Source organism: Methylobacterium sp. NPDC097929 (genome assembly GCF_049543375.1).
Taxonomy (GTDB): Bacteria; Pseudomonadota; Alphaproteobacteria; order Rhizobiales; family Beijerinckiaceae; genus Methylobacterium.
Map to the genome: position 1 here is coordinate 14,513 of NZ_JBMVEP010000008.1, position 23,675 is coordinate 38,187.

General features: G+C 71.9%; 12 protein-coding genes. 6 read left to right on the forward strand and 6 right to left on the reverse strand.

Annotation, left to right across the window (positions count from 1 at the left end; translation table 11 throughout):
• Positions 1 to 60: 60 nt before the first annotated feature.
• Positions 61 to 930 carry a LysR substrate-binding domain-containing protein gene (locus ACPCJR_RS17985; protein ID WP_391513407.1) on the reverse strand — a complete coding sequence of 290 codons (870 nt, stop codon included), beginning with the start codon at positions 928 to 930 and terminating at the stop codon, positions 61 to 63.
• A 119-nt stretch (positions 931 to 1,049) separates the two neighbouring features.
• On the opposite strand from ACPCJR_RS17985, the gene ACPCJR_RS17990 reads away from it, so the two are divergent.
• From ACPCJR_RS17990 to ACPCJR_RS18000, 3 genes are all read left to right on the forward strand, one after another.
• Positions 1,050 to 1,244: a hypothetical protein gene (locus tag ACPCJR_RS17990; RefSeq protein WP_391516810.1), complete on the forward strand. Its 195-nt coding sequence runs from the start codon at positions 1,050 to 1,052 to the stop codon at positions 1,242 to 1,244.
• 144 nt (positions 1,245 to 1,388) lie between these two features.
• Positions 1,389 to 2,096 carry a YoaK family protein gene (locus tag ACPCJR_RS17995; protein WP_391513403.1) on the forward strand — a complete coding sequence of 236 codons (708 nt, stop codon included), beginning with the start codon at positions 1,389 to 1,391 and terminating at the stop codon, positions 2,094 to 2,096.
• A 499-nt stretch (positions 2,097 to 2,595) separates the two neighbouring features.
• Positions 2,596 to 3,216, forward strand: coding sequence for a nucleotidyltransferase domain-containing protein (locus ACPCJR_RS18000; RefSeq protein WP_391513401.1), 621 nt, complete (start codon positions 2,596 to 2,598; stop codon positions 3,214 to 3,216).
• Positions 3,217 to 3,636: 420 nt separating this feature from the next.
• Here ACPCJR_RS18000 and ACPCJR_RS18005 read toward each other — a convergent pair whose 3' ends face one another.
• From ACPCJR_RS18005 to ACPCJR_RS18015, 3 genes are all read right to left on the reverse strand, one after another.
• Positions 3,637 to 5,370, reverse strand: coding sequence for a Wzz/FepE/Etk N-terminal domain-containing protein (locus tag ACPCJR_RS18005; protein ID WP_391513399.1), 1,734 nt, complete (start codon positions 5,368 to 5,370; stop codon positions 3,637 to 3,639).
• Positions 5,371 to 5,461: 91 nt separating this feature from the next.
• Positions 5,462 to 6,793 carry a polysaccharide biosynthesis/export family protein gene (locus tag ACPCJR_RS18010; RefSeq protein WP_391513397.1) on the reverse strand — a complete coding sequence of 444 codons (1,332 nt, stop codon included), beginning with the start codon at positions 6,791 to 6,793 and terminating at the stop codon, positions 5,462 to 5,464.
• 189 nt (positions 6,794 to 6,982) lie between these two features.
• Complete coding sequence (locus tag ACPCJR_RS18015) at positions 6,983 to 11,617, reverse strand: MupA/Atu3671 family FMN-dependent luciferase-like monooxygenase (RefSeq protein ID WP_391513395.1); 4,635 nt, start codon at positions 11,615 to 11,617, stop codon at positions 6,983 to 6,985.
• Between the two features lie 317 nt (positions 11,618 to 11,934).
• On the opposite strand from ACPCJR_RS18015, the gene ACPCJR_RS18020 reads away from it, so the two are divergent.
• Positions 11,935 to 18,366, forward strand: a complete 6,432-nt coding sequence (locus ACPCJR_RS18020) for an SDR family NAD(P)-dependent oxidoreductase (RefSeq protein WP_391513394.1) — start codon at positions 11,935 to 11,937, stop codon at positions 18,364 to 18,366.
• Between the two features lie 355 nt (positions 18,367 to 18,721).
• Here the strand turns inward: ACPCJR_RS18020 and ACPCJR_RS18025 are convergent, their stop codons facing one another.
• Positions 18,722 to 19,783: a hypothetical protein gene (locus ACPCJR_RS18025; protein ID WP_391513393.1), complete on the reverse strand. Its 1,062-nt coding sequence runs from the start codon at positions 19,781 to 19,783 to the stop codon at positions 18,722 to 18,724.
• Complete coding sequence (locus ACPCJR_RS18030; protein WP_391513391.1) at positions 19,770 to 20,972, reverse strand: glycosyltransferase family 2 protein; 1,203 nt, start codon at positions 20,970 to 20,972, stop codon at positions 19,770 to 19,772. Before ACPCJR_RS18030 ends, ACPCJR_RS18025 begins: the two co-directional genes overlap by 14 nt.
• 514 nt (positions 20,973 to 21,486) lie before the next feature.
• Between ACPCJR_RS18030 and ACPCJR_RS18035 the strand changes: the two genes are divergently transcribed.
• Together ACPCJR_RS18035 and ACPCJR_RS18040 are read left to right on the forward strand one after the other, a co-directional pair.
• On the forward strand, positions 21,487 to 22,296 hold the full coding sequence (locus ACPCJR_RS18035) for a WecB/TagA/CpsF family glycosyltransferase (RefSeq protein ID WP_391513389.1): 810 nt from the start codon (positions 21,487 to 21,489) through the stop codon (positions 22,294 to 22,296).
• Positions 22,297 to 22,353: 57 nt separating this feature from the next.
• Positions 22,354 to 23,628 (forward strand): glycosyltransferase family 4 protein, encoded by a 1,275-nt coding sequence (locus tag ACPCJR_RS18040; RefSeq protein WP_391513387.1) that lies wholly within the window; start codon positions 22,354 to 22,356, stop codon positions 23,626 to 23,628.
• The last annotated feature ends 47 nt before the right edge of the window (positions 23,629 to 23,675 follow it).

Genomic DNA, 23,675 nt, shown 5'->3' on the forward strand with positions numbered 1-23,675 from the left:
GGATGGCGATCCCTTGCCGGTCCCTCCACAGGCGCCGTGCGGTGCTCGACGGCGAGGGGCTCAACCCTCACGGACGGCTTGAAGCTCCGCCGTGCTTGCGAGGATCGTCTCCTGCAGCGCTGTCGCGACGGCATGCTGGCGGCCTGAGCCGAGCACCACGAATTCGACCTCTCCGATCGGGGGCAACCCGGCCGTCTCCGGGATCGGGGCCAGTCCCGGCGGCATCGCCCTGGCCGAGTGCGGCGTGATGCCCAGACCCGCTTCGACGGCAGCGCGCAGCCCCATCAGGCTGCCGCTGGTGCAGGCGATCCGCCAGGAGCGGCCCGCGGCTTCGAGAGCATCGAGTGCCAGGGTGCGCGTCATCGAAGGCGGCGGATAGAGGACCAGCGGCAAGGCCAGCGCCGGATCGGGAACCAAGCCCGGTCGGCCTGCCCAGATCAGCTCCTCCGCCCAGGCCAACGCGCCGCGCGGATCGCCGCGTCGGCGCTTGCAGAAAATCACATCCAGTTCGCCCGCGTCGTAGCCCTGGTAGAGGGCCCGGCTGAGCCCGACCGTGAGCTGCAGATCCACCGAAGGGTGGCACTCGGCGAACCGCGCCAGAACCTGTGCCAGGGCCGACACGGTGTAGTCTTCGGAGACGCCGAGGCGGATGCGGCCGCGCAGGCCGCCCGGCGAGAAGAAGGCGCGAAGCCGGTCGTGCGCCTCCAAGACGTCGCGCGCGAAGCCGATCATGGCTTGGCCATCCGGCGTCGGCGCGACCCGATGGGTGTCCCGCATGAGGAGGGAACGGTCCAGCGCCTGTTCCAGCCGAGCGATATGCCCGCTGACCGTGGATTGCCGCACCCCGAGCGTCTGCGCGGCAGCCGTGAAGCTCCCGCTCTCGACCACGGCCAGGAAGGAGCGGATCTGGTCGACGTTCAGGTTGCTCATCATGGTTCGTGATAACCGATATCCTTAACGCTCCGGAGCCCGGCAGGCTTAGGGTCCAGACCGAACCGGTATCCCCATCAGCGCCACTTCTTCCGATGACCGCACCCGTTGCCATAGCCATGATCTTCATCAGCGGCTTCGTCGCGATCCCGGCCTTCGGCAGATGGGCGCATCAGGTCACGGAAGCGCTCGCCTTCCTTCTGGCGACGATCGCGCTGGTGTTTGCGATCATGTTCCTTTGCGATCGATGGCCGGATTACTTTGCCAACCCCCGGGCGCCGATCGCGGTGAGCGTCGATTCGCTCGGTGATTAGATCATCCTCCCGAAAGGTGGCCGCCGGCTTTCGGAAAAAGACGATGCGAAACAAGAGGCGCGAATATCGTGCCGGAGACGATATCCGGCACGATGTTCTCGTGCGTCGAAACGCATTCAACGCCAATCAATTCAGGAAGCTCTCGTGAAGCCGCAGATCACAGGGGGCGGCACGTCCGCCGGAGCCGCCCTCGCTTTCGTGGCCGGCTTCGTCGATGCCGCGGCCTTCATCGCGCTGACAGGCCTGTTCACGGCCCATGTCACCGGAAACTTCGTCCTGATCGGCGCCGAATTGGTCGCGAGTTCGACCGGCGTGCTGGCGAAGGTCTTGGCTCTGCCCGTTTTCATGGGGGCGGTGGCTTGGGCCCGCATCCTCGCGCTGCTCCTGGAGCGACAGGGGGCCGATCCGCTGCCCTGGCTGCTCGCCCTCGAAGCGGCCCTGCTGGCGGGCTTCGGCTTGTGCGGGACCCTGTGGTCGCCGCTCGATGCGCCGGACGGGGCCCCGGCTCTGGTCGTCGGCATGCTCGCCGTCGCGGCCATGGGCGTGCAGAACGCGATCGGTCGTCTCTCGCTCGGCCATCTGGCTCCCACCACGGTGATGACCGTGAGCGTGAGTCAGGCCGTCATCGACGCGATGGATCTCGTTCTGAAAACGTCCGGGAACGCCGCGCCGACGCGCGCGCGGCTGCTGCGGGTGCTGCCGGCCATCGCGACCTTCGCCGCGGGCGCCCTGTGCGGAGCCTTCGGGGTCGCCCATCTGGCCTTCGGCTGCATCGTGCTGCCGATCATGGTTCTGATCGGCTTGATCGCCTTCGTTGCGATGGCGCCTGCCGAGGCGAATGCCGCGACGTGAGGTGCGTCGGCACGATGTTCGAGCCTCTTGTTTCGCATCGTCTTTTTCCGAAAGCCGGCGGCCACCTTTCGGGACGATGCTCTATCGCGACGCCGCAGACCTGCCAGGAAGATCGCATCGCCGAACGCCCGCTCCTGGGCAGATGAGACAAAGGCTGCTTCCGACTCTTTGCCGACCCTCGGAAAGCCCGCGTCGTGGCGGCTTCGTGGATGCCGACCTACGACCGAAGCGAGTTGATTTCTGCCCTTAGGCGTGGCTCCCAGAGCGACGGCCATCCGACCCAGTGCGGACATTGCGCAACGGATTTCCGCGCAGGCTCAACCACTGTTGGCGCAGCATTTCTTATATCATGCATGTTTCTTGGATTTTTCCACAAAGCGACCTCTGCTTCCAGCGGCCGGCAAAAATTGCTACTTGTCGAACGGCTGTCTAGCCACGAGCGGTAAGTCCGCCGCAAAACCGTCACAGACAAAACATCGGGTCCAAAGCAGGTGCTTAGGTGGAGCCAATTCCAGAAAACGATTGGCACGCATGGTCGCCGTCCGAATTGTTTGCGCGAATTGAGAAATTCAATCGCGGTTGGTATGTGGTTGGCGGTTGGGCATTGGATATCTGGCGCGGACATCAGACGCGCCCTCATGAAGATTTGGAATTTTGTGTTATTCCGGATCATATCGAGCATTGTCGGGAAAGATTGTCAGACCTTGAGTTTTTTTCTGTTGCCGATGAAAAGCTGGTTCACCTTCCGTCAAGTGAACCCGCACCCGTCGATCTCTGGCAATTTTGGGGGGCCGATATGGCCGCGGGTTGCTGGCGGGTTGATATGATGGTGGAGCGAGGAAGTCGAGAAATCTGGTCTTACAAGCGTCAGCCTTCGATTCGATTGCCTAGAACGGCGGCAATTCGGATGAATGCCGATGGAATTTCCTATCTAGCTCCTGCGCTGGTCTTGCTTTTCAAGGCAAAGTACATGCGGCAGAAGGATATAGTCGATTTTTCGTGTCATGCTCCAAACCTTAAAGTTCAAGAGATAGTCGATTTGATGCGCTGGCTTGATGAAACGCACCCGGGCCATGGCTGGATCGCATCTCTCGGGGAAATATTGAGGAACAAAAAGTAATTTGATATCATCGGATAAAGACATTTATAAATCTAATCGTACGATACATTAAATATATATAGCCATTTTCAACGATGGTTTAGACAAGTAACCGGTCCAACCGGATCGCCGATCTTGCTAGACCTTCCTCTCGTCAGATTTTGAGACAGAGCGGTCAGCCCGGGAGGCGCTCAAGACTAGCTGCAAAGGATTTGGAGGCGAAACGACTGCTTCAGAGTAGAGGTCCAAAGCCCGCGCCCACCCTCTCCATACCCTCATCGAGCCAGACTGGCGCGATCTTGCCCCAGGCTGGGCGCCGCGCGCTTCGCCATAAGCGGCGCGATTGAGGGCCGTCGGGAACAGAGCGTTGATCCGCTCATGTGGGAGCCGCAAGCGCTGCTGCTCGCGACGACGGCGGGGACGGGGCGACCGAATCCGCGATCAGGCCTGCCCCCGGCCGCTCGCGCGCCAGAGGAAGGCGGCGGCCGGGGAGCCGGTGCGGCGAAGCGCGGCGACGTCGACCCGGTTGAGCACGACGCCTAGCAGCTTCTCCCGGATCAAACCCGCCTGGGCGAGGCCGATGCGCAGATGCTCGGCCTCGACCTGCCGCCAGCCGGCGACGAGGATCACGCCGCTCATGTACTGCGCCGCCGCCCGCGCCTCGGCGACGCAGGCGAGGGGGGGCAGGTCGCAGACGATCGTCTCGTAGTCCCGGCCCGCCGCGGCGAGGAAGCCGCGCATCGCCTCGGTCCAGATCGGCGCCGCCCGCGGTGCGTCGGCGTGGCCGAGCGGCAGGAAATGCATCCCGTCGGCCGGATCGACCTGAACCGCCTCGGCGCTCACGCTGCCGGCCGCGAGGCACTCGATCAGCCCGTCCTGGGGGCGGCGCAGCAGCCGCCGCGTCAGGCCGGGATCGGCGCCGTTGCCGTCGATCAGCAGTACGCGCTCGCCCCGGGACGCGAGGAGATGGGCGAGGTTGGCGGCCATCGTCGAGGCCCCCTCGCCGGCAAAGGCGGCGGTGACGCCGATGCAGCGGGGCGCGCGGGGGGGAAGGCCGAGGTCGATCGCGACCTTGGCGTGGCTCAGGGTCTGGGCGAAGGTCGAGGCGGGATGAGTCGCGGCATAATCCGCGATCGAGAGCCGCCGCAGGGGCGTTCCCCGGCGGAAGCGGTCACGCCAGCGCGCCAGCAGCCCGGCCCCCCGCAGCCGCGGGACGATGCCGAGGCACTGGGCGCCCGTCGCCCGCACCACCTGCTCCGGGCTCTGCACCGTGCGGTCGAACATCTGCCGCAGCAGCGCGTAGGTGACGCCGAGGGTACCCCCCGCCAGCGCCGCGAGCGCGACGATGAAGATGCCGCGCGGGTTGCTCTTCTCCGTGGGGGGCGCCGCCTGCGCGATGACGCGCGTCTTCGGCCCGACGTCGCGCAGGCGCTCGCGCAGCCAGATGCTGGCCGACTGGGCCGCTTCGATCCGCGCCGCGACCTGATCGTCGGTGTAGGCGCGGGCAACCTCGTTGGCGATCCGGGCCGCCCGCTCGGGCTCGACGGCGGTGGCGCGGATCATCACGATGTTGCTCATGCCGATCCGATCGACGCTGTAGCCGGCCTGAACCGCCTTCATCGCCTTGCGGCGGGCCTCGTCCGGGTCGCCCGGATCCTGGCTCGCGGCCGGCCGGATCGCGTCGGCCGCGTCGCGCAGGATCGCGTCGAGGGGCGTCTCGGTCTCCCCCTCGGGAACCGGCGAAGCGAGCGCGCCGATCCGGGCGGCGGCCTCCGCGCGCAGCCGCTGCAGCAGGCCCGGCACCTGGGGTTCGTCGCCCTCGGTCGCGCGGAGGCGGTCGGCCACGGCGAGCGCGATCTTCTCCGAGCGCATGATCTGCATCTGCGTTTCGAGGAAGGAGGGGTCGGGCAGGGATTCGGCGAAGAGCGCGTCGTCGCGGCTGAAGGTCAGCTTCAGGTTCGTGAGCAGGAGATGGGTGTGGGCGGTGTAGATCACCGGCCGCATGACCACGTAGAGCGCCGCGAGCGAGGCCGCGAGCAGCATCAGCTTGACGATGAGGCCGAGGCGGCGGCGGATCGCCGACAGCATCCAGCGCCAATCGATGATCTCGTCCTCGCCGCCCAGAAGGAGCGTGTTGCCGACGAGGTTGGCCGGGTTACCCTTGACGTGCAGCATTGGCGTCGACTCTCAGTACGGTCTCGCCCGTCCGGGGCGGTTCGGCGGGCGACTTCGCGGGCGACTTGCGCCGAGCCGGCCGAGGGCCCGGTCAGGGGACCGCCTCGGTGGCGAGGTTCACCTTCACCCGCGCCTGCTCGGCGAGGCGCGCGGCGGAGCCGCTGGTCTGGGCCAGGCCCTGCGCCGCCTCGCGGCGCACGAGCTGCACCTTGAGGATGTCGCCGGGCAGCACGAGCGTGGTTTCCTGCGCCTCGAACTCACGGGCCTCGCCGCCCTCCACCCGGACGATGGCGAAGGCCAGATGCGTGGGCGCGTCGCGCTCGTTGACGGCGGCCTCGCCGGCCTGGATCGCGCTCTCGCGCATCAGCCGCTCGGCGCCGGCGATCCGGCCGTCGGTATCGGTGAGCTGCGCCTGGGCCTCCAGGAGGTCGCGCAGGGCGGCCACGGCGCGTTCGTCGCGCACGGTGGAGGCGGTCCGCTCGGCGGTGTTGATGCTCTGGCGCGCCCGCAGGGCCTGGGCGTCGAGCTCCTTCTGCTCGCGCTCGATCTGCGCCAGCGTGCGCTCCAGCGGCAGGATGCGCGAGGTCGGCGTCAGGCCCCGTCCCATCAGTTCGCGCACCTCGGCGAGTTCGCGCAGGACCGACTGGCGCAGCTTCTCGGCGGCCTCGCGCTGGCCCTTGAGGTTGACGATCTCCTCCTGATGCAGGGTGACCGACTGCTGCAGGGCCCGCAGCTCGTTGATCTGGTGCGAGCGCTGGGCGCCGTACATCCGCTGCTCGCCGGCCGTCAGGCCCGGCACGCCCTCGGGCGCCGCAGGGTTCGCGGCGGGGGAGGGGGTCTGCTTCTCCAGGCTGGCGATCTCGGCTTTCAGCCGGGCCTCCCGGGCGAGAAGCTCCCGCTTCTTCTGCCGCAGGATCGGCAACTCGGCATCCGCCCGCAGGCGCTCGACATGGATGGGCCAGCTGCTCGCCGATTCCGGCCGGCGATAGGCGCCGCCGGCGATGCTGACGGCGTTGAGCACAAGCATGCCCGGCCGGTAGGTGTACTCGCCCGAGCGCTCGACCCCGCCGATCACGTAGAAGGGCCGGTACTGGGCGATGCCGACGGCGGTGTCCGGCGGTTCCGTCAGGCCGGCGCGGGCCTTGAGGCGGGTCGAGATCTCCTGGGAGAGATCCGCGGTCTGGAGGCCGGTGACCGACACCTGCCCGATCAGCGGCAGCGATAGCATCCCGTCGGCGCCGACCGTGAACTCGCCGGTCAGGGCCGGCCATTCGTAGACGTGGATGCGCAGCCTGTCCTGCGCGCCGAGCCGGTACTGCACCGTCTCGGCGGCGGCCCGCGGGCTCGCCCCGAGCAGGCACAGGCCGAGAAATACGGCCGCGCTCAGGCGTTTCGTGGGGGAGGGAGCAAGAAGAGCAGTCATGGCCATCCCGTCGATGCCGGCCGCCGAAACGATCGCGCCGCAACATTGCGCCGAAAGATCCTAGGTGCGCCCGCGCCCGCACTGCGACTTGACCATTCGTGGGCGGCGGTGCGCGGGGCGGATGCGTCCGGCTGAGGTCCTCGGCCGAATGCGCCGGGCGCTACGCCTTTCGGCGAAGCGCCCGCAGCCTCAGCCCGCGTCGCGGGTCTCGCGCAGGGCGACGCCCCGGCCGCGCAGGGCGTTGCGGCGCTGGGCGGCGCGGGAGGAGACGCTGGCCAGAGCCGCGTCGGCGGCGCCCGCATCGGCGAGGTGGCGCGCCAGCGCCCGCGCCGAGGGGAAGCGGAACAGGTCGGTGATGCCGAGCCGGGGCGCGACGCTCGCCTTGAGGTCGCGATGCGCCTGCATCGCCAGCAGCGAATGGCCGCCGAGCGCGAAGAAGCTGGCGTCACCCGCCACCCGCTCCAGCCCCAGCACCCGGCCGAACACGCCCGCGATCGCCGCCTCCAGCCCGTCGGCTGGCTCGGCCGCCTCGGCCTCCACCTCCGCTGCGGCCGGGGCCGCTTCCAGCATGGGGGCCGGCAGCGCCTTGCGGTCGATCTTGGCGTTGGGCGTGAGCGGCAGGCGCTCCAGCGTCACGACATGGGCCGGGACCATGATCTCCGGCAGGGTCCGCGCCAGCGCCGCACGCAGCGTCTCGGCGGAGGGGCAGAGGCCGTCGGGCACGATGTAGGCGATAAGGCGCTGATCGCCCGGCCGGTCCTCCCGCACGATCGCCACGGCCTCCCCGACACCGGTTTGCCCGCGCAGGGCGGTCTCGATCTCACCGAGTTCGATCCGGTGGCCGCGCAGCTTCACCTGACCGTCGATGCGCCCGAGGAAGCGCAGCGTCCCGTCCGGCTCGAACTGCACGAGGTCGCCGGTGCGATAGAGGCGCCCGCCCCCCGCGAAGGGATCGTCGAGGAAGCGCTCGGCGGTGAGGTCGGGACGGTTGAGGTAGCCCCGGGCCACGCCGTCGCCGCCGATATAGAGTTCACCGGGCAGAAGCGGCGGCAGGGGCCGCATCCGCGCGTCGAGCACGTAGAGCTGCGTGTTGGCGATGGGGCGGCCGAGCGGCACCGTGCCGGTGCCCGGCAGGGCCTCGTGCGTCGAGGACCAGATCGTCGTCTCGGTCGGTCCGTACATGCTGGTGATCGTGGCGACACCCGCCGCCCGAAGCTCCGCGACGAGATCGCCGGACACGGCCTCGCCGCCGACATGGAGGTGACGCAGCGCGCCGAGCCCGGCGCGATCCTCGGGCGAACCCAGCAGCATGCGGGCCATGGAGGGCGTGCATTGCAGGTGACTGACCCGGTGACGGCGGATCAGCGCGCCGAGCCCATCAGGCTCTTCCAATGCCTCGGCCTCCCCGCGGTTGCAGGCCGCCACCACGGCGGCGAGCGGGTGCAGGCGCTCCAGCACCGTGGCGGTGGGCAGGCCGAAATCGATCAGGCAGGCGATCTCGTCGACGCCGACCGCCTTCACCTGCGCGGCGCGGGCGAGGGCGTCGTCCCGCGTACCGAACAGGCCGCTATCCTCGAAGTAGCGCTCGAAGGCGAAGTCGAGGATCGCGTCCATCTCCTCGGGTTCGAGGGTGCGCAGGTCGAGCGCCATGGGCTGGGTCACGCCGGCCGGGCGCTTGAAGGCCGGGAAGGCCCAGGCGTACTGCTTCACCAGGGCGGCGGCGCTGCGCAGGTATTCCCGCATCGGCTCCCGCGCCAGGGCGCGCACGGCCTCCCGGTCCTCGCCGAGCAGCGTGTGGAGCATCAGCGTCACGGTGTGGGCCGCCGGGTCGTGCCCGGCCTCGGCGAGCGCCGCGCGGTAGATCGCGATCTTCTCGCCCAGTTCCTCGACCGACTGCCCGAGCAGGTGGGTCAGCAGGTTGGCGCCCAGGCGCCCGGCCTCGCGGAAGCTGTCGGGATTGCCGGCGGTGGTGATCCAGACCGGGAGTTCCCGGGAGACGGGCCGGGGCTGTGTGACCACGTCGGTCGTGCCGCCGGGCCCATCGAAGGCGACCGCCTCGCCGCGCCACAGGCGCCGCACGGTGTCGAGGTCGCGCACCAGCGCGTCCTTGTTGCGCGGCGGGGCGTTCTCGGGGCGCAGCAGGAAGTCTTCCGGCATCCAGCCGGAGGCGAAGGCGATGCCGGCCCGTCCCCCGCTGAGATTGTCCACCACCGCCCATTCCTCGGCGACGCGGGCCGGGTGGTGCAGCGGCAGGACGCAGCTTCCGGCCCGGATCGCGACCCGCGAGGTCACGGCCGCGACCGCGGCCCCGGTCACCGCCGGGTTGGGGTAGGGCGCGCCGAAATCGTGGAAGTGGCGCTCGGGTGTCCAGACCGCGGTGAAGCCGTGGGCGTCGGCGAAGCGGGCGCTCTCCAAGAGCAGGCGGTACATCTCGCCGCCGCGCTCGGCCTGCCCCCAGTGGAACAGGCTGAATTCCATCGGTACGGCGGCCGGCGCGGCCGCCGTACCCGTCGGGGGAGCGGCCACCACAACCTTGAAGCCGCGCGCGAGCGTCCAGAATAGCTCCAGCACCGAGATGTCGAAGGACAGGCTCGTGACTGCGAGCCAAGTGGGTTGCTGCTCGGGCTGCGGCTCCGGCCCGTCGCGGGCGATCCGCTCGTCCATGCCGGCGAAGAAGTTCGCGACGTTGCGGTGCTCGACCACGACGCCCTTCGGCCGCCCGGTCGAGCCCGAGGTGTAGATGACGTAGGCGGCGTGCGCCGGGCCGACGCCGGATTCCGGCCGGGTCGCCGAGCCTGTGCCCGCCTCCTCGATGTAGAGGATGGTCTCGGGCGCGCCCGGCACCGAGCCGGCCAGCGCGCGCTGCGTCAGGACGACGGAGAGGCCGCTATCCTCGATCATCAGGGCCAGCCGCTCGCGCGGATAGGCTGGATCGAGCGGCACGTAGGCGCCGCCGGCCTTCTGGATCGCCAGCGCCCCGACCACGAGGTCGAGCCCGCGGGCGGCGTAGAGCCCGACCGGCTGGTCCGGCCCGACGCCGCGGGCCCGCAGGGCGTGGGCGACCCGGTTGGCCCGCTCGTCCAGCGCGCGGTAGCTCAGGCTCTCGGCGCCCGCGACGAGGGCGGTGGCCTCGGGAGTGCGATCGACCTGCCGCTCGATCAGAGCGTGGATGCAGGCCGCCTCGTAGGGCGTCTCCGTGCGGTTCCAGGCGACCAGCATCCGCTCGCGCCACGCCTCCGAGAGCAGCGGCAGATCGTCGATCGTCCGGTCGGTCGCGGCGGCGAAGGCGGCGGCGAAGGTCGCGATGCGCTCCGCCAGCGCCTCCGCGTCGTCCCTGGGGAGGCGGGCGACGTCGTAGACGATCAGCGCCTCGCTTCCTCCGGCCACCAGTGTGAGGGGGCAGTCGGGAACGGCGTGCTCCGGGCCGGGCATTTCGGCCTCGACCAGACCGACGCCGTAGCGCGGCACGGTGAGGCCGGGCCGGCGCAGCGGCAGGTCGGCGGGCAGTGTCGCCCGCGCCCGCAAGGCCGCGATCTCGGCCGCAAGCGCTCGCTCCAGGGCGGCGCCCGTCATCCCCTCCGCCGCGATGCGCAGCGGCAGAACGGGGCTGAACAGCCCCGGATGGTCACGCCCGGCCGCGCCCACATGGGCACCCGCGTAGGCGACGTCGAAGCGGCCCTCGCCGGAGACGCGGGCAAGGTAGGCGGCGAGCATCGCCAGGGCGCGCTCTCCGGAGAGCGCGGGGGGCAGGGCAACGCGCAACGTGTGGAGGTGCATCGCGCCCACGCCCTCGGGGCGGATCTCCGGGAGTGCCAGGGGCGCGAGGGCGGCGAGGCGCGCCTCGCCCCAGGCCTCGTTGCGGACTGCAATTTCGGCGGCGTGGGCGATGGGGGCGAGCGCGTCGGCCTCGAAGAGCGGCAGGGCGTCGCCCGCGGTCGCGAGGGTGTCCGCGGCCAGAGCCGTGCCGTCCTCATGCCGCAGGCCTTCGACCCGCACCACCCCGTCGAGCGCCGCGACGGTGAGGCCGTCCGCGTCGGCGGCCAGCACCGTGCCGGGGGGCGACACGGTCAAAGCGCCGGTCGCCGTCACGGAGGCGACCGGGTAGGCGCGCCCGTTCATGCCGATCTTGGGCGTCAGCAGCGGGTTGGCGTAGCCCGGCCCGAAATCCAGCGCGCGGGCGAGCCGGGCCAGTTCCTCGGCCGGTCGGTCGAAGCGTAGAAGCCCGGCGGCCTCGGGGCGCGCCGTGCGGCGGTAGAGCGTCAGCGGTCCCGGCTCCTGCGGCCGGGGCGCGAGGGTGCCCGCCTCGATCCCGTCGAGCAATTCGCCGAAGCTCTCGATGCCGGCCTCGAAGCAGCGGCCGTTGAGGCTGAAACTCGTCTCGTCCGGGGCGATCTCGAAGCGCCGGGCGACGTAGACGCCGCCGGCATCGACCGCCTCGGTCATGGCGTGCCAGGTGATGCCGTGGCTCGCCTCGCCGTTCAGGATCGCCCAGGCGGGGGTGTTGAGGCCGGCATAGAGCGGCAGCGGCCCGTCATGGAAGTTCGCCGCGCCCTCCAGGGCCCGGCCCCAGACGCTGCGGGGCACGATGCGCAGGTTGGCGATCGAGAGGAACCAGTCGAAGGCGTCCTCCGCCAGCGCCGCGGCGATGTCGGTCCCGGCCTCGATCACGGGCAGCCCCGCCGCGTCGGCCCAGCGCGCGACCGCATCGCTCGCCGTCACCACCGCCACGATCCGGTGCCCGCGCCGCAGGGCGGTCTCGCCGCACTGCGCCAGCAGCGACTGGTCGCCCATCAGGACGAGCCGACGTTCGGTGGAAGCCCTCATCGCCGTTTGCCTTCGGTGTTCGGATGCGCCGAGCCGACCCGTCGCGGACCCTTGTTGGGACTTCTTGCGAGCAGATCCGCCGCGGCGGCGGAGGAAGTGACGCCTCCTGCTCTTAAGTCCCGCCGGGCGTGCGGCTCCACGCCGCCAATCGAGCGACCGCTACGCCTTCCGGGGGAGAGGGGGCGCCGCCCGACGGACGGGCGGCCCCTCGTTTTGGCCGGATGGCGGCTCGACCCCGCCTCTCGCTAGCCTGAGCGATGCGCGCACCCTCCACCGAGGGGCGCTCAAGCCGCGCCGCAAGAGGGCTCGACCGTTCCATGTCCGTCTCCCCGCCACCCTCCGCCTTTGCCGCCACCGAAGCCGAGGTTTCGGAGACCGACATCGCCGTGATCGGCATGGCCCTGCGGGTTCCGGGCGCCCGCAACACTCGCGAGTTCTGGGAGAACCTGCGCGGCGGCGTCAGCTCGATCCGCCCGCTGACGCTGGAGGAGCTGGACGCGGCGGGCGAATCGCCCGCCCGCTCCCGGCTGCCGAACTACGTCGCGGTCTGCGCCGACCTGCCCGACATGGAAGGGTTCGATGCCGGCTTCTTCGGGATGAGCCCGAAGGAGGCCGCGGTGATGGACCCGCAGCACCGCCACTTCCTCGAATGCGCTTGGGAGGCGATGGAGAGCGCCGCCCGCCCGCCGGAGCGCGAGGCCGGCCCCGTGGGCGTCTTCGCCGGCTGCGGCATGGGCAGCTACTTCTACGACAACGTGCTGAGCCACCGGGAGCTGGTCGAGGAAACGGGCCTGTTCCTGCTGCGCCATACCGGCAACGACAAGGACTTCCTCACGACTCGCGCCTCGTTCCTGTTCGATCTGAAGGGACCGAGCGTGAACGTGCAGACCGCCTGCTCGACCTCCCTGGTGGCGGTCCACTCGGCCTGCCAGAGCCTGCTCGCCCGCGAATGCGACATGGCTCTGGCCGGCGGCGTCACCATCGAGCTGCCGCACCGGCGCGGCTACCTCGCTCAGGAGGGCGAGATCCTGGCGCCCGACGGCGTCTGCCGCGCCTTCGACCACCGCGCCGCCGGCACGGTGTTCGGCTCCGGCGTCGGCGTCGTCGTCCTGCGCCGCCTCGGCGACGCCCTGCGCGACGGCGACCCCATCCAGGGGGTCATCAAGGCGACCGCGATCAACAACGACGGCGCGGGCAAGGCCGGCTACCTCGCCCCCAGCATCGACGGGCAGGCCCGCGCGATCGTGGAGGCGCAGGGCCTTGCCGGAATCGACGCCGACTCGATCCAGTACGTCGAGTGCCACGGCACCGGCACCTATCTCGGCGACCCGATCGAGATCGCCGCCCTGACCCAGGCCTTCCGCCAGAGCACGGGGCGCACCGGCTTCTGCCGGGTCGGCTCGGTCAAGACCAATATCGGCCATCTCGACACCGCCGCGGGCATCGTCGGCCTCATCAAGGCGCTGCTCGCCCTGCGGCACGGGGAGATCCCGGCAAGCCTCGGCTTCGAGCGGCCGAACCCGGCGATCGACTTCGCCGGCAGCCCCTTCACCGTCGCCGACCGGCTCACCCCCTGGCCGCGCGGCGGCGGCCCGCGCCGGGCCGCGGTCAACGCGCTCGGCGTCGGCGGCACCAACGCCCACGCCATCCTGGAGGCGGCCCCCGCCGCCCGCGCCCGCCCCGCCGCCGGAGCGGAAGGGCCTGAACTCATCGTGCTCTCGGCCCGCAGCCGCGCGGCGCTCGACGAGGCGGGCCGTGCGCTCGCGGCCGAGCTGGAGCGCCGGCCCGACCTGCCGCTGGCGGATGCCGCCTACACCCTGTGGAGCGGCCGGCGCCATTTCGAGCACCGCCGGGTGCTGGCGGCGGGGAGCCGGGCCGAGGCGGTCGCCCTGCTCACCGGCGGCGACGGGCGGCGCCTCCACACCCATACGCTCGTGCCCGATGCCTCGGGCGCCGCGTTCTTGTTCCCGGGCGGGGGCGCGCAGCATCCCGGCATGGCGCGCGGTCTCTACGAGGGCGAGCCGGTCTTCCGCGCCGCTCTGGACGAAGGTTTGGGCTACCTCTCCCCGGAGGCCGCCGCCGAGATCCGCGCCCATTGGCTCGGAGCCGAGTCCCGCGGGTCGGACGCCGCGCAGTGGCTCTTGCGCCCCTCGCGCCAGCTGCCGGCGATCCTGATCTGCGAGGTCGCGCTCGCCCGGCTCTGGCAGGCCCGCGGCCTGAAGCCCGCGGCGCTGATCGGCCATTCCATGGGCGAGAACGCCGCCGCCTGCGTCGCCGGAATCATGACCTTCCGCGAGGCGGTCGGCCTCGTGCGCCTGCGCGGCGAATTGTTCGACACGGTGTCCGCCGGCGGCATGCTCAGCGTCGCGCTCGATGCCGCGGCGCTGCGGGCCCGGCTTCCCGACACCCTCGACCTCGCCTCGGTGAACGGGCCGGCGCTCTGCGTCGTCTCGGGCCCCGCCGACGCGCTCGCCGCCTTCGGCGAGGCCTTGACGGCGCAGGGCGTCGAGACCGCCCCGGTGGCGATCAGCATCGCCGCCCATTCGCGGATGCTCGATCCGATCCTGCCGCGCTTCGAGGCCTATCTGCGCACGCTAAAGCTGCGCCCGCCGACGATTCCCGTCGTCTCGAACCTCACCGGTACCTGGCTCACCGAGGCGCAGGCCTGCGATCCGCTCTACTGGGTCTCGCACCTGCGCTCGACCGTGCGCTTCGCCGACGGCCTCGCCCTGCTCGCCGCCGACCGGGGCCGCATCTACGTCGAGGTCGGTCCGGGCCGCACCCTGGCCTCGCTCGCCAAGGCGCAGGGGACGATTCCCGCCAACGCCATCCTCAACAGCCTGCCCCACGCCGACGAGGCGACGGATGCCCGCCTCGCCTTCCTCGCCGCTTTCGGCCGGGCCTGGGCGACCGGTCTCGCCCTCGATCCGGGGATGCTCTGGCAGGGTCGCGACTGCCGCCGTGTGGCGCTGCCGACCTATCCGTTCCAGCACCAGCGCTACTTCCTCGACGCCGTGGAGCGGGTCGCTCCCGGCGCGGCCGAGGCGGTGCCTGAGAAGCGGGCCGACATCGCGGCCTGGGGCTACCGTCCGGTCTGGCGGCAATCGGCGGCGGCGCTGGAGGTCGAGGCCGATGCCACCTCCCGCACCTGGCTCGTCTTCCGTGACGAGGAGCCGGTCGGGCAAGCCCTCGTCGCGCGGCTGCGCGCGGCCGGGCACCGGGTGACCGAGGTGGTGCCGGGCGACCTGTTCGGCCGGCGCGGGCCCGAACTCTACGCACTCTGCCCCGAGGACGGCCGGCCCGGCTACGAGGCGCTGGTCCAGGCGCTCGACGCCGACGGACGCCGCCCCGACCGTCTCCTCCACCTCTGGCTGATGACGCGGGAGGAGCAGGTCCGGCCGGGCTCCAGCCCGTTCCACCACGTCCTGGAGCGCGGCTTCTCCTGCATCGTCGGCCTGATGCAGGCGATGGGCGAGGCGACCCTCCACGCCACGGTCGTGACGCGCGGGATGCAGGCGGTCGCAGACCGCGTGCCCGCCCAGCCGGACAAGGCGACGGTGCTCGGGCCCGCCCTCGTCATCCCGAAGGAGATGCCGGGCGTCACGATCCGCACCATCGATCTCGACCGGCTCGACCTGGCTGCCCGGTCCGGCCGCGGGCGCGCGGCCCGGACCGAGGCACCCGGCGGCGATTTCGAGCGGCTGTGGGACGACCTGATGGCCGAACCGGCCACCGAAACCGTGGCCTACCACCGCGATCGGCGCTGGAGCCTGGACTTCGCGCCCCTCGCCCTGGCGGAAGCCGGCGAAGCGGCCTTCCGCGAGGGCGGTGTCTACCTCGTCACCGGCGGTCTCGGCGACATCGCGGGAACCGTCTGCGAGGCCCTGGCCCGCCGCTACCGCGCCCGGCTCGTGCTCGTGGGCCGCACGATCCTGCCCGAGCGCGCCCTGTGGGACGATCTCCTGCGCGTGCATGGCGGGCAGGGCCGGACGGGGCGGGCGATCGCGCGCATCCGCGGGCTCGAAGCGCTCGGCGCGCAGGTGCTCTACGGCTGCGCCGACATCAGCAACCCGGAGGAGCTGGGCGCGGTGGTCGCCGAGGCGCGCGCCGCCTTCGGGCCGATCAACGGCGTGATCCACGCCGCCGGCCTCGTGCGCGACGGGCTCGTCGCCCTCAAGAGCGAGGCCGAGATCGAGGCGGTGCTCGCCCCGAAGATCCACGGCACGCGCAACCTCCACGCCCTGACCCTGGACGATCCCCTCGATCTCTTCGTCCTGTTCTCCTCCACCAGCGCCGACACGGCCCCGGCGGGCCAGGTCGATTACGTGGCGGCCAACGCCTACCTGAACGCCTTCGCGGAAGCGCAGGCGCATCGCGCCGGCTGCCGCACGGTGGCGATCCACTGGGGCATCTGGAACGAGATCGGGCTCGCCGCCCGCGCCGTCGCACCGGCGCGCGCCCTGCCGTCGCGGCCGGCCCCGCGCGGCCCGCTCTTCACCGCCTGGGCCGAGGACGGCGCCGGCGGCCACTGCCTCGAAGGAAGCTGGAGCGCCGCGGAAGGGAGCGCCGCCTGGGTTCTCGACGAGCACCGGATGGCCTCGGGCGAGGCGATCTGGCCCGGCACCGGCTATCTCGAGATCGCGGCCCAGGCCCTGCGCGAGCACGGGCTGGAGGGCGGCTTCATGCTGGAGGATCTCGTCTTCCTGCGCCCGCTCCACGTCCCCGACGGGCAGAGCGCCCGGGTGCAGGTGCGCCTGGAGCCGCAGGGCGACGGATTCCGTCTCGACGTGCGCAGCCTCGCGAGCGCGGGGGGGCGGTCCGGTTTCCGCCGCCACGCGCAGGGACGCATCCGCCTGATCCCCGGCGCCGCGCCGGGCGCGGCCATTCCCGCGCCGGTCGAGGCGCTGCCTCCGGCCATTCCCTCGGTGCAGGAGGCGCACCTGCGCTTCGGCCCGCGCTGGCGGGTGCTGCGCAGCCTCGCCATTGCCGACGACACGGCGGTCGCCCGGCTCGCCCTCGATCCCCGCCACCGCGCCGACCTCGAAGCGGGCTTCCTGCTGCACCCGGCGCTGCTCGACATCGCCACCGGGTGCGCCATGGCGCTCGTGCCGGGCTACGACGCGACCGCCGCGCTCTGGGTGCCGGTCACCTATCGCCGCCTGCGGGTGCACGGCCCGCTGCCCGCCGAGGTGACGAGCCGCATCCGGCTCGGTGCCAGCGAGGGCGAGGGCTTCGCGAGCTTCGACATCAGCATCACCGATGCCGGCGGTGCTCCGGTGCTGGAGGTCGAGGGCTTCACGGTGAGGCGCCTGCCCGGCGGCGTCACGCTGGAGGCGTCCGAGGCGGGCATCGAGGTCGCGGCGCCGCGGGTCGAGGCGCCCCAGGCGTCGGCCTCCGCGGCGCGGGCGCTCGCCGCCCTCGTCCGCCAGGGCATCCGCCCGGAGGAGGGCGTCGAGGCCCTGTTCCGGGCGCTCGGGGCCCGGCGGCCGCAGGTCGTCGTCAGCTCGATGGATCTCGGCGCGCTGCGCGCCCGCGCCGCCGCGCCGCCCTCCGAGGCCGCCCCGCGCCCCTCGCTGTTCGAGCGGCCCGAGAGCGAGGCGGCCTATCTCGCGCCGCGCACCGAGACCGAGCGGGCGCTGGTCGGATTCTGGACCGAACTTCTCGGCATCGCCCGGGTCGGGGTCGAGGACAACTTCTTCGAGGTCGGCGGCCACTCGCTCATCGCCGTGCGGCTGCTGCGCAAGGTGCGTGAGCGCTTCGGGGCCGATCTGCCGATCTCGGTGCTGTTCGAGGCGCCCACCATCGCCGCTCTCGCGGCTCTGCTCGGCGACCGGCCGGATGCGGCGGCTCCCGCCGGCGAGGGCGGCTCGAAGCCGGCGCCGGCCGGGATGGCAGGGGCAGCCGCCCCGAAATGGCTGCACGTGGTGCCGATGCAGGTGCGGGCGGACGCGGCGCGCACGCCGTTCTTCCTCTGCGCCGGCATGTTCGGCAACGTGCTCAACCTGCGCCACCTCGCCCTGCAGATCGGCGCGGAGCGGCCGGTCTACGGCCTGCAGGCGCGGGGCCTCTACGGCGAGCACGCGCCGCACGAGACCTTCGAGGAGATGGCGCGCGACTACTGCGCCGAGATCCGCGCGGTGCAGCCGCACGGGCCCTACCTGCTCGGGGGCTTCTCCGGCGGCGGGCTCGCCGCCATGGCGATGGCCCGGCGCCTGCGCGAGGAGGGCGAGGCGGTCGCGGCCGTGCTGCTCCTCGACACGCCGGTGCCCCAGCGCGTGACGCTCTCGGTCACCGACCGGCTGACCATGAAGGCGCAGGAGTTCCGGGCCAAGGGCGGCGGCTTCCTCACCGAATGGCTCCGGCGCCGCGCCCGCTGGGAGGCGATGCGCCTGCGCGAGCGCATGGCCGCGCCCCGGGAGATGGGGGCCGAGCAGTTCCACAACGACGCCATCGAGGCTGCCTTCCGCCGCGCCCTCGACCGACTGGTGCTGCATCCCTATGCCGGACGGGTGGTCCTCTACCGGCCTCAGGTGCAGGTCCTGCACCGCCTCTCCGGCGGGCGCCGGCTCGACGTCAACCGCTCGCTGATCCGCGAGGACAACGGCTGGTCGCCCTACCTGCCGGACCTCTCCATCGTGCAGGTCTCAGGGGACCACGACGGCATGGTGCTGGAACCCAACGTCCGGGTGCTCGCCGCCCGGATGCGCCGCCATCTCGCCGACGCCGAAGCCGCCGCCGTGCCCGCCTGAGTGTCTCTCACGCAGCTCCCGCAGCGCCGGCTGCGGGAGCGCGGTCCGTGGCCGGGCGCAACTCGAGCCTTTGTTGTGCCGCGCTTTCTTTCGACGAACCGGTGTCCACTTCGTCGGAAAGCGCTCCAAGACCGTTTCCGGCTGGTCGCTTCGGGATACGCCGGACTCCGTCATCGCGAGGCGGAGCCGAAGCGATCCAGAGCGCGACCTGTCCGGACGATGCGGAGCGCTGGATTGCTTTCGCTGAGCCTCGCAAGGACGGCGAAGTCACCGAAATCATCACGCTTCGTCGATGGTCTCACGACCGCGCCCCGTCCCCCGATCACAGGATCACGGGACGGGTCGCGCCCGTCCGTCAGCCGCGCGCCTCTGGGTGCGGGGCGAACGGTGTCCATTCCGGCTCGCGCCACATCTTCCAGCGCCAGCGCAGCGCCTTGGTCCAGAGCGTCCGGCGCGCCTCGACGAAGCCGGCCTGCGGGCGCCACATCGTCCGCTCCATGTAGGGCCAGAACAGTTCGGTCGCCTGGACGCGCAGCCGCTTCGCGCAGTCCGCCGGATCGGGGTCCGGCTCTCGCGCCGCACGGGCCGCCACGTCTCCGGCGAAGACCTGAAGGGCGTCCGCCGTGTCCGGCGCGACGCCGTCCGGCGCCCAGGCCCCGCGCGGCGCGCGCCCGGTCGTGGCTGCCTCGACGAGGAGCGCGAGCGCGTAGGCGCCCAGCCGCGTGGGATGGACCTCGTCCGCGATCAGGCGCGCGGCCGCCTCCCCCGGCGGCGCCGTCCGCCATCCGGGCGGCGTCTGTCCCGCCTCCGGCTCGATCAGCGCGGCCAGCGCCGAGGCGGCCGGGATCACCCGGATGCGGTTGCCCGCCCGCGCGGCGGCCGAGCGCCGGTTCGCCGCCGCGACGATGCAGCGCCAGAGCGGCGCCGCCGCCCGCTCGTAGGCGAGCCAGCTTGCCGGATCGCGCTTGTCCTCGAGGGAGATCCACGGGACGTAGAACCACGTCGCGATGCCCGGATTCCGGACGGCGAAGCAATCGTGCAGCCGGGCGAGTTCGCCGATCGTGTCGTTCCACAGGACCGCGCCCATCAGGTCGTGCTGCTCGGTCACGACCAGGGTGTCGTAGGGGCCGGCCCCCGCGCCGGAGGTCTCGTCGATCGCGGGCGCTCCCTCCCGGCAGGCGCGCTGGGCGATGGTCGAGCCGCTCGCGTGGCGACGGCTCCAACTCAGGCTCGGCCCGAGGCTCGCGGAGATGCGCGCGAGGTCGTCGGGCAGCGGCCGGTCGACGAGGCTGTGGCCCGAGACGAAGACGCGGCGCGCCGCCGCCTCCTCCGCGACGGCCGGAGCGGCGCTCACGGCGACGAGGCCGATGGCGGCGAGACGGCGCAGGCGCGCGCCGGGGCGCTCACGACAGGCCACCGCGGTCGGTCCTGACCCAGCCGAGCGGCCTGCGCGCGAGGACGCGCCGGTAGAGGGTCACGTTGCCGAGGAAGTAGGCGACCAGTTCCGCGGGCCCGCAGGTGAAGCCGTCCTCGGCGCGCGCGAGCCGCCATCCGGCGACGAGGGCCAGCCCCAGAACCGCGACGTTCGTGAGGACCATCGCCAGAGGCACGGCCGAGGCGCCGGCCAGAGCCGCGATCGCGGCCAGTGCGGTCAGGGCGAGGTTGGCCGCCAGCAGGAGCGTCAGCGGCGGCACCATCACGTCGAGCACCTGGGCCAGCAGGGCGGCGTCGCGGCGGCGCAGGCCGGCCAGCAGGGAGGGGATCGCGGCAGCGATCTGGTTCAGGTGGCCCCGCTGCCACCGCTCGCGCTGGTCCACCACCGCCCGTGCCGTCTGCGGGAACGCACTCGTCACCCGCGCGCCCTCGCACAGGACCGGCGGGTGTCCCGCCCGCGCGCAGTCGAGGCCGAGCTTGAGATCCTCGACGATCTCGCTGCTGGCGATTCGGGCTCCGGCGATGACCGACCAGGGAAAGGCCATGCCGCTTCCGGTGAGCTGGCAGGGCAGGCCCAGGGCCGCCAAACCCCGGGGCCGCACCACGTTCTTCAGGATGTAGGCGAAGCGGGCGACGCCGAGCGCCGCGCCCGTGCCGGGGAAGGGCACGCTGACGAAGACCGCCTGGGCCGGACGCCGCCGTTCCAGCACGGTGCGGGCGAGGGCGTCGAACGCGCCATCGGCGACGAGGCAGTCGGCATCGACGAACACCACCAGCGGCGGCGGGGCGGCCTGGAGGTGGCGGATGCCGGCATCCATGGCGTAGCCCTTGCCGCGGGCGAAGGGATTGCGGCGCTCCACCACCTCGGCGCCCGCTCGTTCGGCGATCTCCGCCGTGCGGTCGGTGCAGTTGTCCGCCACCACGACGAGGCGGTCGCCCGGACGCAGCTGCGCCCGGATGCTGTCGAGCGCCGCGCCGAGATCGCGCTCCTCGTCATGGGCCGGCACGACGACCGCGAGGGGCGGCCGGTCGAACGGGAGCGCGTGCGGGCTCGGGCGGGCCCGTCGGCGGTGGGCGGCGGCGACCTCCGCGGCGAGCACGGCCACGGGGATCGCCAGGAGGACGCCGGCGAGCCCGACGAGGCCCGAAAGAAGGACAAGGGCCAGGGTCATCGGCGGCCTCGCATCGTCTCGTGGGACATTCGCTCGATCCTTCGGGAGGGCGCGGGGGACGCTCCCCGCGCGCGGCACGCGTCCCGAGTCCGGGCGGCACCCGCGCCTCGACACTCCGACGGTCCGTGTCGGGGGCCAATGCTCCTTCCGGAACGCCGAAAGGCGCAGGCTCTACCGCCTTGGCCTGAGGTTGTGGCGGTACGGGATGGCCAAGAATATCCCTAAGATAATGATCCTGTCCGAAAGACGGATACGAACCTTTCTCCAACCTGACCGTGCATCGCGTTCCGCCTGGCGTGATCAGGAAAGATGAGTAGCCGCGACAGGCGCATCCGATTGCCGGCAGAGGTGCCGATTAATTCTCAGTTAATGGAAGTATGCGGGGCCGGATTGGCGATCGATTTGCTTACTTCTGGCCCGCTGCATCCCGTGCACTTGCTCCAGACTGAGCCTTGAACGCCGAAAGGATCGACAGATCGGACGGCCAGCGCTCGGATCCACTGGAGCCGAAACCATGCCTGTCGGTCTCGTCAGCCCGCTCAGTCTTCGCGAACGCTTCCTGAAGGCGCCGTTCGACAGCCTCGGCCGTGCCGAGGTTCTGGCTCTGCTGTCCCGGGCACCGAAGGACGCCGAGCCGAGCCCGTTCCGCTACGTCGTCACGCCCAACGTCGACCACGTGGTGCGCCTGGGCGCCGACCCTTCGCTGGCCCCGCTCTACGAGGGCGCATGGCTCTCGCTGTGCGACAGCAAGCCGATCGCGGCCCTGTCGCGGCTGCTGATCCCCGGCGGGCTCCCGCATCTGCCCGGCTCGACGCTGACCGAGATCCTGTTCCGATCGGTGATCGGCCCCGGCGACCGGATCGCCCTGGTGGTGGCGCATCCCTCCCTGGCCGCGGAGATGCGCGCGGCTTTTCCCGAGGTCGCGTTCGAGATCCTGTCCGCCCCGCCGGACATCGACCGGGACCCGGCCGCGCTCGCGGCCTGCGCCGCCTTCGTCGCGGGCAGCACCGCGCGCTTCACCTTCATCGCCGTCGGCGCCCCGCGCTCCGAGCGCATCGCCTTCCAGGCCTCCCTCGATCCGGCGGCGCGGGGGATCGCCCTGTGCGTGGGTGCGTCCCTCGAATTCCTCGTCGGCCGCAAGCGCCGGGCGCCGCTCTGGATGCAGCGGGCGGGCCTCGAATGGCTCCACCGCCTCGCCGGCGAGCCGCACAGGCTCTGGCGCCGCTACCTGTTCGGGGTCGCACCGCTCGTCCGCCTCGCCCTCGCGGAGGCCGCCATCCGCGTCGCGGCGCGGCGGGCCCTGCCTCGACCGACGGAGCCCTGAGCCATGCCGGTCCCGCCCGTCGCCCCGCCCGGATCACCGATCGAAGGACACCCGGCCATGAAGGTCGCGTATCTGATGAACACCTATCCGCTGCCGAGCACGACCTTCATCCGGCGCGAGATCGAGGCGCTCGAAAACCTCGGATGCCGGATTCGGCGCTACGCAATCCGGGCGTGGCCGCAGGCGCTGGTCGATCCCCGCGACCGGGCGGAGCAGGCCGCGACGCATTACCTGCTGACCCGCAATCTCGCCGGGCTGCTCGCCGCAGCCCTGCTCGAAGCGCTGCTCAACCCGCTCGGCCTCGGCCGCAGCTTCGGCCCGTGGCTGCGGCTCGCCCGGGCCGCCCGCAACGGATGGGTGCGCCCGGTCGCCTACCTGCTCCAGGCGGCCTGCCTGCGCCGGCGCGCGGCGGCCGAGGGCATCGACCACATCCACGTCCACTTCGCCACCAACGCCGCCACCGTGGCGATGCTGGCCCGGCTGATGGGTGGCCCGAGCTACAGCTTCACCGCCCACGGGCCGGACGAGTTCGAGGCGCCGGAGCGCTTCGGCTTTGCCGAGAAGATCGCCCACGCGCAGTTCGTCGTCGCGATCTCCGATTACTGCCGCGACCGCCTCACGGACCTGGCCCGGCCGGAGGATGCGGCCAAGATCCGCGTCGCGCGCTGCGGGATCGCGCTGGAGGAGTTCGCGGCGGTTGAGCCCCAGCGGGCCGACAACCGCACCTTCGTCTGCGTCGGACGCCTCTGCCCCGCCAAGGCGCAGGCGGCGATCCCGGCGGCGGTGGCGGCCCTGCGCTGGCGCTATCCCGACCTCAAGGTGATCCTGATCGGCGACGGCGAGAGCCGGGAAGAGGTCGAGGCCGCCTGCCGGCGCCACGACGTGGCGGACCGGGTGATCCTCCACGGCTGGGCGAGCAATGCCGAGGTGCGCGAGCACATCGCCGCCAGCCGCGCCCTGCTCCTGCCGAGCCTCGCCGAGGGGCTGCCCGTGGTCATCATGGAGGCCTTCGCCCTCGGCCGGCCCGTCGTCTCGACCCGTGTCGCCGGCATCCCCGAACTCCTCGACGATGCCTGCGGCTGGCTGATCCCGCCCGGCGACGTGCGGGCGCTGATGCGGGCGATGGAGGCGGCGCTCGCCGCGACGCCGGAAGACCTCGCCGCCCGGGGGGCGGTCGGACGCGAGCGCGTCGAGCGCCTGCACGACCGCCGCCTCCTGGCCGGCATCCTGGTCGGACTGTTCCGGGAGGCCGACGCGAGGAACCGGGCCGCGCGGGAAGGGAGGCGCGCCGCCGGCCGCCTGCCGAGCGCCGAGCTTCTCGATACGCCCTGAGGTTTATCAGTAAAGAGTGATTCTTTCTGTCGAATCGTGAGTAAAAG

What these genes read in the sequence shown, in the direction of transcription:
- ACPCJR_RS17985 (WP_391513407.1), bottom strand. Translation starts at nt 930, where the DNA reads ATGAGCAACCTGAACGTCGACCAGATCCGCTCCTTCCTGGCCGTGGTC.
- ACPCJR_RS17990 (WP_391516810.1), top strand. Translation starts at nt 1,050, where the DNA reads ATGATCTTCATCAGCGGCTTCGTCGCGATCCCGGCCTTCGGCAGATGG.
- ACPCJR_RS18005 (WP_391513399.1), bottom strand. Translation starts at nt 5,370, where the DNA reads ATGCTGCACGTCAAGGGTAACCCGGCCAACCTCGTCGGCAACACGCTC.
- ACPCJR_RS18010 (WP_391513397.1), bottom strand. Translation starts at nt 6,793, where the DNA reads ATGACTGCTCTTCTTGCTCCCTCCCCCACGAAACGCCTGAGCGCGGCC.
- ACPCJR_RS18015 (WP_391513395.1), bottom strand. Translation starts at nt 11,617, where the DNA reads ATGAGGGCTTCCACCGAACGTCGGCTCGTCCTGATGGGCGACCAGTCG.
- ACPCJR_RS18020 (WP_391513394.1), top strand. Translation starts at nt 11,935, where the DNA reads ATGTCCGTCTCCCCGCCACCCTCCGCCTTTGCCGCCACCGAAGCCGAG.
- ACPCJR_RS18030 (WP_391513391.1), bottom strand. Translation starts at nt 20,972, where the DNA reads ATGACCCTGGCCCTTGTCCTTCTTTCGGGCCTCGTCGGGCTCGCCGGC.
- ACPCJR_RS18035 (WP_391513389.1), top strand. Translation starts at nt 21,487, where the DNA reads ATGCCTGTCGGTCTCGTCAGCCCGCTCAGTCTTCGCGAACGCTTCCTG.
- ACPCJR_RS18040 (WP_391513387.1), top strand. Translation starts at nt 22,354, where the DNA reads ATGAAGGTCGCGTATCTGATGAACACCTATCCGCTGCCGAGCACGACC.